The organism is Kribbella sp. NPDC051620 (genome assembly GCF_044453825.1).
Taxonomy (GTDB): domain Bacteria; phylum Actinomycetota; class Actinomycetes; order Propionibacteriales; family Kribbellaceae; genus Kribbella.
Window position 1 is genome coordinate 384,280 of sequence record NZ_JBITDB010000006.1, and the last position, 14,671, is coordinate 398,950.

Consider the following 14,671-nt stretch of genomic DNA (forward strand, 5'->3'; position numbering starts at 1 on the left):
ACAGTCACCACCAGGCGCTGTCGAGCTTGCCTTCGATGCCGCGGACGTTCTCGCGGGCGCAGCGGTCGCAGTACAGGAGCTTGTGCCCGTTCTCGACCGAGGTCACCCAGGTCAGCGGCAGGTCCTCGGTCGGTGCTTGCGTGCCGCACAGTGCGCAGCTCGGGTTGGTCATGAAACCAATTCTGCACCCATAGGCTCTCCGATATGCGATGGCAGATCCATGGAGAGACCGAGGCCTGGGGGAACCCGTGGCTGAGTGTGCGGCGGCTCGATGTCGAGCAGCCTGATGGGAGGCGGTTCGACTATCACGCGGTGCGGTTGAGGCACGTTGCGGCGGCGGTGGTGACTGATGGGGAGGGGCGGGTGCTCTTGATGTGGCGGCATCGGTTTTTGACTGATCGGTGGGCTTGGGAGCTGCCGATGGGGTTGATCGAGGCGGGTGAGACGGCTGCTGAGGCGGCGGCTCGGGAGGTTGAGGAGGAGACGGGGTGGCGGGTCGGTGGGTTGGAGGAGCTTGTGTACTCCGAACCCGCGGCCGGGATCATGGACTCCGAGCATCACGTGTTTCGCGCTACGTCGGCGGTACGGATCGGAGAGCCGACTGAGCTGAATGAGTCGGATCGGATCGAGTGGATCCCGCTGAGCGACGTACCGGCGATGATCGCCCGGCGCGAGATCGTCAGCGGGATCACTCTCGTTGGACTACAACAAGCTTTGTTGCAGGGCTGACTTCAGCCGGCCCCTACTCCGGTTGGGTCTTGAGGACGATGCGGAGGTTGGCCTTCGGCTGGTGCTGCCAGGCTTCCTCGGCCTGCTCCAGCGGGTAGGTCTCGATGATCGGCCGGATTCCCTTCAGGACGGCGAAGTTGAGGGTCTCCTCGCTGTCCTGGGCGACGCCGCTGTACCAGCCGGAGACCGACAGTCGCGTGTCGGCAAGGTCGTGGCCGGTGACCTGGATGGGGTCGCCGCCCTCCAGCACGATCAGCTGGCCGTTCGGGCGCAGGCCCTTGACCAGGTCGGACTGCAGCTCCGCCCGGGACACCGTCGCCAGCACTGCCGAAGCTCCGCCCAAAGCCTTGAGCGCCTCACCCGCGGAACCCTCGTTGCTGTCGATGTACTCGTCCGCGCCGAGCTCACGCGCCAGCTTCTCCTTGTCCCGGCCGCGGTTGATCGCGACGGTCCGGAAGCCCATCTTGTTCGCGAACTGGATCGCCAGGTGCCCGACCCCACCGACCCCCTGTACCGCGACCGTGTCCCCCGGCCCGGCGTGCGCGTGCCGGAGCGCGTTGAACGCGGTGATGCCGCCACACATCAACGGCGCCGCGTCCTCGAAGGTCAGCCCCTCGGGAATCCGGGCGACCGCGTCCTGCGGAGCCACCATGTACTCCGCATAACCGCCGTCGTACGACGTACCGACGATCGTGTGCTGGACGCAGTTGGTGAAGTCACCGCGACGGCAGAACTCGCAGGTGAAGTCGACGCCACCGGACCAGCCGACGCCGACCCGCTGGCCGGCCTCCCACACCGTCACACCGTCGCCGACCGCGTCGACCACGCCGGCGATCTCATGGCCGGGGACGCGCGGAAGTACGGTGCCGAAGAGCGCGTTGCGGGGAATCGCGTCGCCGCCGCAGATGCCGCAGGCGTACACCTTCACCCGGATCTGGCCGGCTTTGGGCTCGGGGATGGGCAGGTCGGTCATCACGAAGGGGCCGCCGGCCTGCTGGACCTGGGCCGCACGCATTGTCGCTGTCATTTTCTGGTATCTCCCTCAGTGCATTCCGCCGTCGGCGACCAGTTGCTGGCCGGTGATCAGTCCCGCGTCATCACTGGCCAGGAAGGCCGCGATTCCCGCCACGTCCTCGGTGGTGCCCAGCCGGCCGATCGGCACCATCGCGATCAGGCTCTTCTTGTACTCGTCGTTGGCCGGGTCGGTGAAGATGCCGGCGCCGTCGATCGGGCCGGGCACGATGGTGTTCACGGTGATGCCGCGCGGGCCGAGTTCGAGCGCGAGCACCCGGGCCAGGTAGCCGGTCGCCACCTTGCTGGTGCCGTACAGGCCGACGCCGATCTGCGGGACCGTGGTGGTGTTCGACGAGATGGTGATGATCCGGCCGTTGTCCGCGATCCGGCGGGCCGCCTCGCGCAGTACGAAGTACGGGCCCTTCGTGTTGACCCGGAAGAGCAGGTCGAAGTCCTCCTCGGTGACGTCGGTGACCGGGATGTTCACCTTCTCCATCCCGGCGTTCGCGACCACGATGTCGATCTGCCCGAACGCCTCGACCGCGGCGTCGTAGACCTTGGTGATCCCGTCCACCTGGGACACGTCCGCGGCGACCGTGATCGCCTTGACCCCGAGCGCCTCGGCGGCGACCTGGACCTCGTTCGCGGCGGACTCGTCGCGCGAGTAGTTGACGACGACGTTGGCGCCCTGCGCGGCCAGCCGGAGCAGGATCGCCCGTCCGAGCCCCTTGGACGACCCGGTGACGAGCGCCGTTTTTCCTTGCAGCGTCATACTTGCTTTCTCCCATCAAGTGGCCCTGGTCCGATCGTCCGGCCTCCTCGGGCGGAACGGAAACAGAGACTTGTTGGCGGAGCCACAACAGACCGTTGTGGCACGATGGCTGAGTGACCCGACACGGCGTGGATCTCAGCTTGAGGTTGCTTCAGGCACTTGCGGCGGTTGCCCAGGAAGGCAGCATGACGCGCGCGGGGCGGCAACTCAACCTCACGCAGCAGGCTGTCAGCAGCCAGATTCGTCAACTGGAGAAGGTTGTTGGCTGCGCGTTGGTCGAGCGGTTACCGACCGGAATCGAACTGACCGCGGCCGGGCAGATCGTGCTCAAGCAGGGCGAAGCATTGTTGCTTTCGGCCCATGCCATGGTCGCCGAGGCCCGGGTGGTCGGCGCGGAGCGGCCACAGCCGTTGCGGATCGCGTTCAAGGCGCAGAGTACGGCGCACTTCATGCCCGGCGTCGAGGCGGCGATCCGGGCCCAGATGCCCGACCTGGAGGTCCGGCCGCTCGCCGTGCACACGCTGCCGGACGAACTGGCCGCGTTGCTCGACGGGCGCGCCGACGCCGCCTTTCTCTGGCTGCCGATCGGCGACGATCCGCGGTTCGTCATTCACCCGCTGCTCGCGGAGAAGCGCTGGGTCGCGCTCCCGCCCGGGCATCCGCTGTCCGGCCGCGACTCCCTGACGATCGATGATCTGGCCGACGTGCCCGTGGTCGGTCCCCGCGACGGGATGCCGGCGGCGGTCGTCGACTTCTGGTTCATCGATCCCCGCCCGGACGGCCGCCGGGCGCTGTTCGGACCACAGGCCCGTACGCCGGAAGAGTGCCTGCACCTGGTCGCGGCCGGGCACGGATGCTGGATCGCGCCCGCTTCGACGGTCACGTACTTCGCGCATCCGCGACTGGTGTGGCTGCCGCTGCTCGACGCGGTGCCGAACGAGTTGGCGCTGGTCTGGCCGCGGTACAGCACTCACCCGTACCTGGAACTGCTTCTGCAGGAGACTCGACGGGCCACGGTCCCATGCTCCTCGGAGCGACCGGCCTAGAAGCGCTTTGGATGTGCCGAGAGGCGGCATCCGCTAGATGCCGCCTCTCGGGGTGTCAGCTTCGGTGTTTCAGTTCGGGGCCGGCGCGCACTGTGCTGGAGATTGGCTCCTGGCGCGCCGGCGACCGGGGTGGATCAGACCAGCCGGGCGAGGGAGAGGCGTGCCTTTGCACTGGCCCTCTCCGCGCGACGGGTGGCCCGCTCGGCCTGCTTCTGAGCCTTGGCGAACTGGGTCGCCAGACGGAAGCGCCGGTTCTGCTCGGCGTCGATCAGGATGTTACGACAATGAGCACGAGCGAGATCTTCTTGAAGTAAATGCATTTCAACTCTCCTGGGTGAAGTCTGGGTCTTCATGACTGTGTGTCTCGATTCGGGATGGATGGAGTCGTCTGGACAGGGTTGATCAGGCTGCGGTCACGGTGTCGCACTTGCGCGGACGTCCGCGAGGACGCTTGCGAGCGACGACGACACCCTGGACGAACAGCTGGCCTCCCCACACTCCCCACGGCTCGGAACGCTCGAGCGCTCCGGCCAGGCACTCGGCCTGCAGCGGGCAGGTGTTGCACAGAGACTTTGCGTACTCGACGTCCGCCGGCGATTCGGCGAAGAAGAGTTCTGGCGCGTAGGACCGACAGGGCAGGTCCTGCGACGTCGCAACCTCGGTGAAGGCATCGAGGAAGCTAACGCTCATTCCGGTCACCTCCTAGTGACTGTCTTGCTGGTAGTTCTCTTGCTGTCTTCGACGGCCACCGGTTGGCGCCGCCAAACTCTGGGACAAACAAAAGGGCCGCGGGACCCTGGTTAGGGTTCCGCGGCCTTGGAGGTGCCGGCTGACTTGTCGTCAGACCGGTGGACTCCATGCTCGAGAACCCTGACCGCCGTACTTCGCATCGCCCACAGCTCCGCCCTTGATCGGGGTGAAGTCATTGGCGAGCACCACAACGGTCTCGACGTGCAGACGCGACGACAGGGCGGCACCCTGGATCTGGGCGCACGGCAGCGCGACGCTGACGCCGTTCGGCTTCATCGTGATGTTGACCATTTCCAAGGCACCTCCTCTCGTTGTGGCGAAGTGAGCGGCAAGCTCATCGCTATGGTTTGAAGTTTTCCGGCCAGCCCTCGACCGCAGAAAGAACAGTACGCCGACCTCACCGGAGGCCGCAAACTATTTAATCCAGGTTTTCGAAGTTGGCCGGAAGTTGCCGCCTGGTGTGCGGAAACTTGCTGCCACTCCACCGGCCCGGCACGCTCCGGCGCGCTCCCGGCACCCTCCGAGATCGTTGCCTGTGGCCACTAGATGCCACTTCCCGACCCCTTGTCTGCCAGCAGCAGAAAAACCTGCTCCTCGAGTGTCGCCCGGGTTCGGCCAAGCCTGCAACGGCTTTTCCACTTGTTGCCAGGCTTGCTGCCTCAAAGGGCAAATAGTTGAAGGCTGGACCGTCAACGGGTGCAGATGTTGAGGACGGACTCGCCGTACTTCATCACCTTGGTCCGGCCGATGCCGGTGATCCTCAGCAGCTCGCGCTCGTCGGTCGGCCGGGCCTCGGCGATCGCGGTCAGGGTGGCATCGGTGAAGATGACGAAGGCGGGCATCGACTCCTCGGCCGCCTTCTCGGCGCGCCACTCGAACAGGGCGTCGTACAGCGCCTGGTCCATCGTGGACGGGCAGTCCTCGCAGCGGCCGAGCTTGCGGGCGGCCGGCTCGGTCAGTCCGCGGCCGCAGACCCTGCACTTCGGGATGGGCAGGTCTGAGCGGTCGGTGCGCTGAGCACGGGCTCGCGGGGACGGCTCTCGCTCGCCAGAGCGCGGAGTACGGACTCCGATCGGGTCCAGGAAGCGGGTAGGGCCGCGGCTGGCGCGGCCGCCGGGTGAGCGGGAGGTCGACCAGCTGATCGCGAGCTGGTCCTTCGCCCGGGTCACGCCGACATAGAACAGCCGCCGCTCCTCCTCGACCTGGGCCGGCGTCTGGGCGTACGTGATCGGCAGGGTGCCCTCGTGGGCGCCGACGATGAAGACACAGCCCCACTCGAGGCCCTTGGCGGCGTGCAGCGTCGCCAGGGTGACGCCCTCGGCCAGCGGCGCGTGCTGGATCGACGCGCGGCGGTCGAGCTCGGCGACCAGCTCCACGATCCCCGCGTCGGGATGGGCGGCCTTGAAGTCGGAGGCCATCGTGACGAGGGCGGCCAGCGACTCCCAGCGGTCCCGGACCGCTCCGGCGCCCGACGGCGGCTCCGGCTTCCAGCCCGCGCCGCCGAGGATGGCGCGGACGGTCTCCACCAGATCTCCCCCGGAGTCACCGGCCTTGGCCTGACCACGGAGCAGTACTGCAGCCTGCCGGATCTCGGCGCGCTCGAAGAACCGCTCGGCGCCCTTGAGCATCGCCGGGATCTTGCGCTCGGCGAGGGCCTGCTCGAAGTTCTCCGACTGCGCGTTGGTACGGAACAGGATCGCGATGTCGCGCAGCGCGGTACCGGAATCCTGGAGGCGGCTGACGGCTCGGGCGACCGCGTCGGCCTCGGCGACCTCGTCGGAGTACTCCCGGTAGGTCGGCGCCGGGCCGGGCTCGCGCTGGGACCGCAGGGTGACGCGCCCGGGGAGTCCGGACGGGCCGGCCGCGTCGAGGACCTTGTTGGCAACGTCGACGATCTGCGGAGTGGAACGGTAGTCGCGGACGAGCTTGATCACCTGGGCGGTCGGGTGGCGCTGGGCGAAGTGGACCAGGTTGGCCGGGTCGGCGCCTGCCCAGGAGTAGATGGTCTGGGCCGGGTCGCCGACCACGCAGACGTCCTCGCGGCCGCCGAGCCACAGGTCGAGCAGGCTCTGCTGCAGCGGGCTGACGTCCTGGTACTCATCTACTACGAAGGTGCGGTACTGCCGGCGGATCTCGGCTGCCACGCGCTCGTCTTCCGCGAGCAGGGCGACGGCGCAGAGGAGCACGTCCTCCAGATCGATCCGGCCGCGCTCGAGCTTCACGTCCTCGTACGCCGCGAAGACGCGGGCGATCGTGGCCGGGTCGAAGGCGGCGAGGGCGCGGGCGGACTGCGGGGCGAGCTTGGCGTAGTCGTCCGGGCGGACGTTGCTGACCTTGGCCCACTCGACCTCGCCGGCCAGGTCGCGCAGGGCCGGGGTGTCGACGCGGACGCGGCAGCGGGAGGCCGCCTCGGTCAGCAGCGGGAACTTGCGGTCGATGATCGGTGGCAGTTCACCGCCGAACACCTTCGGCCAGAAGTACCGCGCCTGACGCAGCGCGGCGGAGTGGAAGGTCCGCGCCTGGACACCGTTGGCGCCGAGCTGGGCGAGCCGGCCGCGCATCTCACCGGCGGCGCGTTGGGTGAAGGTGACGGCCAGCACGCGGGCCGGGTCGTAGGTGCCGATGCTGACGCCGTACGCGATCCGGTGGGTGATCGCGCGGGTCTTGCCGGTGCCCGCTCCGGCCATCACGACGACCGGGCCGTGCAGGGCGGTCGCGACCTCGCGCTGCTCGGGGTCGAGGGCAGCGAGCAGCTCGTCGGCGGACCGGCCGACGAGGGCCTGCGTGATGTTGCTCACGGACTGGGACATGCGGGAACAGCACTCCGACCGACGGGGTTGGGCTTCAAGGTAGAGCCACCTTATGCGGGCGCCCGGACAGTTTCCGCCGCCCGTCCCCACGCAGAGACGGAGCAAGCCACGATGGCGGCATTCACGATGTACTCGACCCCCTGGTGTGGCTACTGCCACCGCCTGAAGGGCCAGCTGAAGCGAGCGGGGATCGAGTTCACCGAGGTCGACATCGAGCAGGTCCCGGACGCCGCGAAGATCGTCGAGAAGGTGAACCACGGCAACCAGACCGTCCCCACCATCGTCTTCCCCGACGGCACCGCGATGACCAACCCGTCGATCGCCCAGATCGCCGACAAACTGGTCGCGTAGGCAGTTACCAGCTGCCGGTCAGTTCCTCGCCGTACCAGCCTTCTATCAGGCGGCGGGAGATGGAGATGTTGCCCGGGAGGGCCATTGAGCCGTTCTCGACCAGGGCGCGGAGGTCGTCGCGGCTGAACCACTTGGCCTCGGCGATCTCGTCCTGGTCGACGTTGATCGCGTAGCCCGTGGCCTTGGCGTAGAAGCCGAGCATGAGGCTGGACGGGAGGGGCCAGGGCTGGCTGCCGGCGTATTCGATGTCCTCTCCGATGACTACGCCGGTCTCTTCGAATACCTCTCTGCGTACGGCGGCCTCGAGGGACTCGCCAGGCTCTACGAAGCCGGCGAGGGTGGAGTAGCGGCCCTCGGGCCAGGCCTCGTTGCGGCCGAGCAGAGCGCGGTCCTGGTCGTCGGTGACAAGCACGATGATCGCTGGGTCGCTGCGCGGGAAGTGGCTGAGACCGCAGTTCGGGCAGTGCCGTACGTGGCCTGCGTCGACCACGTCGGTATGGGCTCCGCAGTTGGCGCAGTGGGTGTGTACTGCGTGCCAGTTGGCCAGCCCGACCACGTTGACCGCTATCCCGGCCTCCCTGTCGTCCAGTACTGCGCCGAGTTCACGCAGGCCGGCGTACGAGTCGTCTGGCTCTTCACTGACCAGTACTGCGAACACGGCACGCCCGTCGGCCGTCATACCGGCGCCGGCGACGCGGTCGATGCCCAGGAAGATGCGGATGCCGTCGGGGGCTGCGGCGGGCGGTACCAGGCGGAGCGCAGTACGGTCCTCGACTACTGCGAGCTTGTCACCGGCTACTAGCGCCACCTGCGTGTCCGCGGCGGCCCATGCTTTCTCCAGCCACTCCTGGTCACGCCGCCGGTCGGCAGCTCGGTCCAGCACGGAACGGGACAGCGACAGGGAACCGGGAACGATCGAGTAGGCCACGGCTTCAACGTATCTCGCCCGGCGATCGTGAGAGCATCCCGGCATGAGTATTCACATCGCTGCCGAGAAGGGACAGATCGCACCGCGTGTGCTGTTCCCCGGGGATCCACTGAGAGCCAAGTGGATCGCCGAGACCTACCTGTCCGACGTCACCTGCTACACCGAGATCCGGAACATGTTCGGGTTCACCGGCACGTACAAGGGTGAGCGCATCTCCGTGCAGGGCTCCGGCATGGGTCAGGCGTCGGCCTCGATCTACGCGAACGAGCTGTTCGCCGAGTACGACGTCCAGACCCTGATCCGGGTCGGCACCTGTGGCGCGCTGACCGAGGCCGTCCGGGTCCGGGACGTGATCGTGGCGATGTCCGCGAGTACCGACTCGCAGATGAACCGGCTGCGCTTCCACGGCATCGACTACGCGCCGACTGCCGACTACCAGCTGCTCCGCGCCGCGGTCGACGCGGCTGAGGCGGCCGGGCTGAACGTGCATGTCGGGCAGGTGTTCTCGGGCGACCTGTTCTACAACGACCGGCCCGACCTGGTGTCGCGCACGGCCGAGTACGGCGTACTGGGGATCGAGATGGAGGCGGCGGCGCTCTACACGCTGGCCGCCAAGTTCGGTCGGCGGGCGCTCGGCATCATGACGGTGTCGGACCACCTGATCACCAAGGAGGAGACGTCGGCCGAGGAGCGGCAGACGACCTTCTCCGAGATGATCACGATCGCCCTCGATGCTGCGATCGAGGTGGCGGTCTGAAGCGGGTCGCCGTCGCACTGGTGAGCGCTGCACTGCTCATCGGTACTACGGCCTGCTCCGGATCAGACGACAAGAAGTCCTCCGACGCACCTGCGTCGAGTGAGACGCCCGCAGGCTCCACCAGCGAGCCCGCATCCCAGCCCAGCGAGAAGCCTTCCGACCCGGTACTGCCTGACCTCACTGCGGCTCAGGTGGTCGCGGGGCTGGCCAAGGGCGGGTACAAGTGCGGGGCTGACGGGACGTACGCGATCTGTACTTCGGGCACGGTGGCGGTCTGGGTGCTGACCGGATCCCACCCGCGGCCGCCGGTCGTGTCGCTGCACGCCAAGGGCGCGAAGATCGCCGACGTGCGCGCCGAGATCGGCAAGCAACTGCCGAAGGTGCTGGAGATCGCGCACATCAACCCGCGGACGCCGATCACGGACTGGTTCGGCGAGCTGGGCACCGTCGAGCGCTCGGAGGAGGCCGGCGACTGGGAGGTCGACTGGTCCACCGAAACCGTCGACACCGAAGACCCCGGCGCCCACCTGACCCTGGTAGACACCACCTGCAAAACAAACTGCCAAGCCGAGTAAGAACCCCGCCGCCGCGCGCCCTCCGGGCGCCCGGCGGCGGGAAGTACGAAGGCGCAGCGCACCCGGCGGAGCCGGTGGTCCGGTGGAGTCGGTGGTCCGGTGGAGTCGGGTTGGGTTGGTTAGGAGCTGCCGGATGAGCCGGCGGTGCTGGCTACGACTATGGCTGCGGTTACTGCTGCTTGCATTTCTTGGACTGCTTTGCGGACTGCTGTGGCGGCCCAGTCGGATTCGGCGATTTCCTTTGCGCGGTTCTTGAGGGCCTTCTTGTCGACTGCGTCGGTGATCACCTTGGGGACGACGTTCAGGGCGCTCAGGAGGGCGATCAGGGCGGCGGTGCGCTCGTCTGGCTGGCTGCCGAGCTTCAGGACGTTCTCGAGGGACGTACGGACCTCTGCCTCATGCCGTGCGTCCTTGGCCGGCCAGCGGGTGACCGGGAACAGGCCCAGCACCTTGCCCTTGTCCTGCTCCAGCACACCGCGCTCAGCCAGCCTGGTGAGCACCTGGCGGCGCAGGTTGTTCGACAGCTTCTTCATCAGGTCCTTCGGCCGAGCACCCGGCTTGCCCGCCAGCAACGCGAGCCGCTCGTCCAGTACGGCGTCCCCGGTAGGCGTGGTGTCCAGTACCTTCAGCCGCCCCGCCTTGACCGTGTCACCCGCCTCGGCGATGTCCACCTTGCCCAGCAGCGTCAACTCGATCAGCACCGCTCCACCGAGCGCGTAGTCAAGCCCGGGCGACCCAGTGACGGGCTTCCCGCTCACATCGTCATACAAGAGCAGCGCGAGGTCCTCCGCGATCAACATGCCTCCAACGTAGGACGCCTCACCCCACCCGGACATCCGCCGCGCGAACGACCTTCCGCATCCACCGCAAGGCTGGCCTCTTTCCGCGCCCACTCAGCTATCTAGTAAGGTAAGCCTTAGCTAATCAACCGCCTACTGATCTAGCGACTGGAGTACCTCCGTGCGCACCTTCCGCCGATTCGCCGCTGGGATCGGAACGCTCAGCCTGAGACCGTTTGATCTCGACCAGGACGTGCCCACGTTGCACAGGTGGGTGACTCAGCCCTACGCGCAGTACTGGGGGCTGCTGCACGCCACCCTTGACGAGGTGCGTACGGAGTACGAGCGAATCGAGCGCACCGGCTATCACCAGGCGTTCCTGGGCAGCCACGACGGACGGCCGGCGTTCTTGATGGAGCGGTATCTGCCCGCGCACGACCCGGTCGGCGGGGTGTACCAGCCGGCGCCGGGCGATGTCGGCATGCATGTCCTCGTCGCGCCGCCCGAGCAGCGCGTGCGCGGCTTCACCGGCGCGGTGTTCGAGACGATTCTCGACTATCTGTTCAGCGATCCGCTGGTCGATCGCGTCGTGGTCGAGCCCGATGTGCGCAACACCAAGATCCAGGAACTCAACCAGCGCATGGGTTTCCGCAAGCACAGCATCGTGACGCTGCCCGACAAGCAGGCGTGGTTGAGCTTCTGCACCCGCGACCAGTACGCCGAGGCGACCCGGATGAACGAGGCAGGCTGACCATGACCACCACCCACCTCCAGCCCGACACCTGGGCCGTCGCCAACCGCGCGCTGGTCCGCAAGGCACTCGCCGAGTTCACGCACGAACGGCTCTTCGAACCCGTCACCTCGGGCGAGGGTTACACGGTCGCGAACGCGACGAGCCAGTACTACTTCCAGGCCGAGATTTATCCCTTGAATCATTGGGAAGTCGACGCCTCGAGCATCACCCGCACACGCGCCGGCGTCGACGCGCCGGTCGACGCGCTGGACTTCATCACGGAGTTCCACGAGCTGCTGGGCATCGGCGCGGAGATGCTCCCGGTCTACCTCGAGGAGATCAGCAGTACGCTCGCCAGTTCGGCGTACAAGCTGGCGAAGGACGACCTGACCGCGGCCGACCTGGTCGGCGCGGATTTCCAGACGATCGAGTCCGCGATGACCGAGGGACATCCTTGTTTCGTGGCGAACAACGGGCGGCTCGGGTTCGGCGTCGAGGACTATCGCGCCTTCGCCCCCGAGGCCGGCGCGCCCGTTCGGCTGGTGTGGATCGCGGTACGCCGGGACCACGCGACGGTTTCGCACAGCAAGACGATCACGTACGACGACCTGCTGCGGTCCGAGCTCGGAACGCCTGTGCTGCAACGGTTCAGCGAGCGCATCCGGGCGGTCGGCGGCGAACCGGCCGACTACCACCTGATGCCGCTGCACCCGTGGCAGTGGGAGAACAAGACCACGATCACGTTCGCGGCGGACATCGCTCAGCGGCATATCGTCTTCCTCGGCGCCAGCGACGACGAGTACCAAGCGCAGCAGTCGATCCGGACCTTTTTCAATCGGTCGGACCCGGAGCGCAACTACGTGAAGACGGCGTTGTCGGTGCTCAACATGGGCTTCATGCGCGGCCTGTCCCCGGCGTACATGGCGAAGACGCCGGCGATCAACGACTGGGTGCACGACCTGGTCGAGAACGACGCGATCCTCAAACGCCACGGCTTCTCCGTGCTGCGCGAGATCGCCGCGGTCGGGTATCACAACCGGTACTACGAAGCGGCGACGAACCCGACGTCGGCGTACCGGAAGATGCTTTCGGCCCTCTGGCGTGAGAGCCCGGTGCCGACGCTGGCTCCGGGCGAGCGGCTGGCGACGATGGCCTCGCTGCTGCACGTCGATCGGCACGGCTCGGCGCTCGCGGCAGCGTTGATCAGGTCGTCCGGACTGAATGCCCGCGAATGGCTGCGGTCCTATCTTGATGCGTACCTGGTGCCGTTGCTGCATTGCTTCTATGCGTATGAGCTCGTGTTCATGCCGCACGGCGAGAACCTGATCCTGGTCCTGCGTGACAACGTGCCGGTACGCGTGCTGATGAAGGACATCGCGGAGGAGATCGCGGTGCTGAGCACGGCGACCGCACTGCCCGCCGAGATCGAACGGGTGCGCGTCACCAACGTGCCTGACGACGAGAAGCTGTTGAGCATCTTCACCGACGTGTTCGACTGCATCTTCCGCTTCCTGTCGCCGCTGCTCGCTGCCGAAGGACTGCTGTCGCCCGAGGAGTTCTGGGCGGTTGTGGCGTCGTCGGTCCGTGATTATCAGGAGGCGACGCCGGAGCTGGCGGCGGCGTTCGCGAAGTACGATCTGTTCAGTCCTGAATTTGCCTTGTCCTGCTTGAACCGGCTGCAGCTGAAGAACAACCAGAGCATGGTCGATCTGACCGACCAGGCCGGCTCGTTGCAGTTCGTCGGGACGCTGCGGAACCCGCTGGCGGAGATCCAGCAGCCAGCCGTCGGAGCTGGGGGCTGTGGATAACTTTCGCCGGGGTCGGCGGGTTTCCGCGATGCTGGTGGGGTGAGTGATCGAACGGCACGACTCGAAGCAGCAGGCCTTACGTTTGCCGTGCCCGCCGGGCTCCCGGGGAGTTCGGTTCGGGCACCGGATGCTCGGCGGTACGAGGTGATCGACGGTCGGCTGGCGGTGACCGGGGTGCAACCACCTGCTCACCAGGCGGCGGTGGTCGCGTTGATGGTGACGCTCAAGCATGCCTGCCCTCCAGACCTGCTCGTCTCCGTCGGCTCCCTCGACTTCCGCCCAACCCGCCGCCTCTCCCTCCGCCCCGACATCCTGGTCACCACACGCGCCGACGCCGGCCCCCAATACGCCCAGAAGGCACTCCTGGCCGTCGAGGTCCTCTCCCCCAGCACCCGAGTCACCGACGTGGTAACAAAACGCGACCTCTACGCCCAACACGGCATACCGGCGTACTGGCTCCTGGACCCGGCGGCCCAAGAGCTCACCGTGCTGCGCCTTGACGACGACCGCTACGTCTGCGAGGCCGTCATCCAGGGCGAGGAGACCCACGCCACCACCACCCCGTTCCCTGTCACGCTCTCCCCTGCCCAACTCCTCACCTGAAAGCCGGGGCAGCTCCGGGCAAGTTCCGATCCGGCCTTGAGGCACAGCCCAGCTGACAACAGCATTGCGGCATGGACCGTGAACTGTTTGCGCCCCTGACGATCGAGCCCGGCAGGTTCACCCTTGCGGACCTCGATCGTCTTCCGGAGAACGGACTGCGCTACGAACTGGTCGAAGGCGTCCTGCTGGTCACGCCCTCTCGGCCTGCCGCTCACCAGGATGCCGTGTTCAACCTGGCGCTGAAACTGAGAGCCCACTGCCCTCCCACTGCCAGAGCGCTACTAGGTCCGTTGGCTTTCCGGCCCGCCACCGACCTGCTGCTCCAGCCGGACGTGGTGGTCTTCAGCCGCGAAGACACTGGCACGGAGTGGCTCGAACTCCCACTGCTCTTGGCAGTCGAGGTGTTGTGCTCGGCCACGCGGACGACAGACCTCGTGCTGAAGCGGGTCATGTACGAGCGGTCCGGTGTGGCGGCGTACTGGATCTTCGATCCCGAAGAGGTTGTGCTGACCGTGCTGGAGCTGGAGAACGGCCGGTACGTCGAGCGGGCTGTGGTGAAGGCCGAAGAGGCGTTCGACGCCACGTTGCCGTTTCCGGTGCGCATTGTTCCAGCGGAGCTTGTCGGGTAGCGCCCGCCGGCCGGGGTGGCCGGCGGGTGCTGACAGCCAACTAGTTGCAGGTTGTGTTGAGGCTGAAGCTTTCCATTTCGTTGTCGAAGGTGAGGGCGGCGATCGACTGGTTGGGGGCTACGCAGCCGAAGAAGCCGGTGGCGTCGTCGTTGGCGTACATCCGGACCCAGTAGCCGGTGCGGTTGTTCACGCTGCTGATCTCGTTGTCGCCTTCCCACCAGTCGATGTCGATGAAGCCGGGCTGGCCGACGACGTCGACGTACTTGGTGCCGTTGAAGCCCGGGTCCTCCCACATGCAGACGAAGTTGGCGCCGCAGGTACCTGACGTCGTGGCCGCCTGGGCCGGTCGCGACAAACCCTTTCGAGACAGCTGGAAATGTTGTCGCG

The 14,671-nt window shown here is 67.0% G+C and carries 18 protein-coding genes and 1 pseudogene; 9 read left to right on the forward strand and 10 right to left on the reverse strand.

Annotated elements, in window-relative coordinates:
• Nucleotides 1-4 precede the first annotated feature (4 nt).
• Nucleotides 5-172, reverse strand: a complete 168-nt coding sequence (locus tag ACIA12_RS31410) for a hypothetical protein (protein WP_396370813.1) — start codon at nucleotides 170-172, stop codon at nucleotides 5-7.
• A gap of 32 nt (nucleotides 173-204) precedes the next feature.
• Between ACIA12_RS31410 and ACIA12_RS31415 the strand changes: the two genes are divergently transcribed.
• Nucleotides 205-729: an NUDIX domain-containing protein gene (locus tag ACIA12_RS31415; protein ID WP_396370814.1), complete on the forward strand. Its 525-nt coding sequence runs from the start codon at nucleotides 205-207 to the stop codon at nucleotides 727-729.
• 13 nt (nucleotides 730-742) lie between these two features.
• Here the strand turns inward: ACIA12_RS31415 and ACIA12_RS31420 are convergent, their stop codons facing one another.
• On the reverse strand, nucleotides 743-1,756 hold the full coding sequence (locus ACIA12_RS31420; protein WP_396370815.1) for an alcohol dehydrogenase catalytic domain-containing protein: 1,014 nt from the start codon (nucleotides 1,754-1,756) through the stop codon (nucleotides 743-745).
• Between the two features lie 15 nt (nucleotides 1,757-1,771).
• A complete protein-coding gene (locus ACIA12_RS31425) occupies nucleotides 1,772-2,515 on the reverse strand; it encodes a glucose 1-dehydrogenase (RefSeq protein WP_396370816.1) in 744 nt (247 codons plus the stop codon).
• A gap of 128 nt (nucleotides 2,516-2,643) precedes the next feature.
• On the opposite strand from ACIA12_RS31425, the gene ACIA12_RS31430 reads away from it, so the two are divergent.
• Complete coding sequence (locus tag ACIA12_RS31430) at nucleotides 2,644-3,561, forward strand: LysR family transcriptional regulator (protein ID WP_396371176.1); 918 nt, start codon at nucleotides 2,644-2,646, stop codon at nucleotides 3,559-3,561.
• A 134-nt stretch (nucleotides 3,562-3,695) separates the two neighbouring features.
• On the opposite strand, the gene ACIA12_RS31435 is transcribed toward ACIA12_RS31430, so the two are convergent.
• The 4 genes from ACIA12_RS31435 to ACIA12_RS31450 form a co-directional block, all read right to left on the reverse strand.
• Nucleotides 3,696-3,914 (reverse strand): hypothetical protein, encoded by a 219-nt coding sequence (locus tag ACIA12_RS31435; RefSeq protein ID WP_396370817.1) that lies wholly within the window; start codon nucleotides 3,912-3,914, stop codon nucleotides 3,696-3,698.
• 49 nt (nucleotides 3,915-3,963) lie between these two features.
• The gene (locus ACIA12_RS31440; RefSeq protein ID WP_328327716.1) at nucleotides 3,964-4,251 is read right to left on the reverse strand and encodes a WhiB family transcriptional regulator; all 288 of its coding nucleotides are present in this window, start codon (nucleotides 4,249-4,251) and stop codon (nucleotides 3,964-3,966) included.
• Nucleotides 4,252-4,401: 150 nt separating this feature from the next.
• Nucleotides 4,402-4,602, reverse strand: a complete 201-nt coding sequence (locus ACIA12_RS31445; RefSeq protein ID WP_396370818.1) for a hypothetical protein — start codon at nucleotides 4,600-4,602, stop codon at nucleotides 4,402-4,404.
• 398 nt (nucleotides 4,603-5,000) lie between these two features.
• A complete protein-coding gene (locus ACIA12_RS31450; protein ID WP_396370819.1) occupies nucleotides 5,001-7,121 on the reverse strand; it encodes an ATP-dependent DNA helicase UvrD2 in 2,121 nt (706 codons plus the stop codon).
• A gap of 111 nt (nucleotides 7,122-7,232) precedes the next feature.
• On the opposite strand from ACIA12_RS31450, the gene ACIA12_RS31455 reads away from it, so the two are divergent.
• Nucleotides 7,233-7,472, forward strand: coding sequence for a mycoredoxin (locus ACIA12_RS31455; RefSeq protein WP_328327721.1), 240 nt, complete (start codon nucleotides 7,233-7,235; stop codon nucleotides 7,470-7,472).
• 4 nt (nucleotides 7,473-7,476) lie between these two features.
• On the opposite strand, the gene nudC is transcribed toward ACIA12_RS31455, so the two are convergent.
• Nucleotides 7,477-8,400, reverse strand: a complete 924-nt coding sequence (nudC, locus tag ACIA12_RS31460) for an NAD(+) diphosphatase (protein WP_396370820.1) — start codon at nucleotides 8,398-8,400, stop codon at nucleotides 7,477-7,479.
• Between the two features lie 43 nt (nucleotides 8,401-8,443).
• Here nudC and deoD point away from each other — a divergent pair, with 43 nt between their 5' ends.
• Nucleotides 8,444-9,157 (forward strand): purine-nucleoside phosphorylase, encoded by a 714-nt coding sequence (gene deoD / locus ACIA12_RS31465; protein WP_396370821.1) that lies wholly within the window; start codon nucleotides 8,444-8,446, stop codon nucleotides 9,155-9,157.
• Nucleotides 9,158-9,177: 20 nt separating this feature from the next.
• Nucleotides 9,178-9,732, forward strand: coding sequence for a hypothetical protein (locus ACIA12_RS31470; RefSeq protein ID WP_396370822.1), 555 nt, complete (start codon nucleotides 9,178-9,180; stop codon nucleotides 9,730-9,732).
• Between the two features lie 119 nt (nucleotides 9,733-9,851).
• On the opposite strand, the gene ACIA12_RS31475 is transcribed toward ACIA12_RS31470, so the two are convergent.
• Nucleotides 9,852-10,532 (reverse strand): GPP34 family phosphoprotein, encoded by a 681-nt coding sequence (locus ACIA12_RS31475; protein WP_396370823.1) that lies wholly within the window; start codon nucleotides 10,530-10,532, stop codon nucleotides 9,852-9,854.
• A 160-nt stretch (nucleotides 10,533-10,692) separates the two neighbouring features.
• On the opposite strand from ACIA12_RS31475, the gene ACIA12_RS31480 reads away from it, so the two are divergent.
• From ACIA12_RS31480 to ACIA12_RS31495, 4 genes and pseudogenes are all read left to right on the forward strand, one after another.
• Complete coding sequence (locus ACIA12_RS31480; protein WP_396370824.1) at nucleotides 10,693-11,262, forward strand: GNAT family N-acetyltransferase; 570 nt, start codon at nucleotides 10,693-10,695, stop codon at nucleotides 11,260-11,262.
• A gap of 2 nt (nucleotides 11,263-11,264) precedes the next feature.
• Nucleotides 11,265-13,052: an IucA/IucC family protein gene (locus ACIA12_RS31485; protein WP_396370825.1), complete on the forward strand. Its 1,788-nt coding sequence runs from the start codon at nucleotides 11,265-11,267 to the stop codon at nucleotides 13,050-13,052.
• A 39-nt stretch (nucleotides 13,053-13,091) separates the two neighbouring features.
• Nucleotides 13,092-13,655: a Uma2 family endonuclease gene (locus tag ACIA12_RS31490; RefSeq protein WP_396370826.1), complete on the forward strand. Its 564-nt coding sequence runs from the start codon at nucleotides 13,092-13,094 to the stop codon at nucleotides 13,653-13,655.
• A gap of 71 nt (nucleotides 13,656-13,726) precedes the next feature.
• Nucleotides 13,727-14,191 (forward strand): annotated as a pseudogene (locus ACIA12_RS31495) (Uma2 family endonuclease); the annotation flags it as partial.
• A 133-nt stretch (nucleotides 14,192-14,324) separates the two neighbouring features.
• Here the strand turns inward: ACIA12_RS31495 and ACIA12_RS31500 are convergent.
• On the reverse strand, nucleotides 14,325-14,639 hold the full coding sequence (locus ACIA12_RS31500; protein WP_396370827.1) for a peptidase inhibitor family I36 protein: 315 nt from the start codon (nucleotides 14,637-14,639) through the stop codon (nucleotides 14,325-14,327).
• Nucleotides 14,640-14,671: the final 32 nt, after the last annotated feature.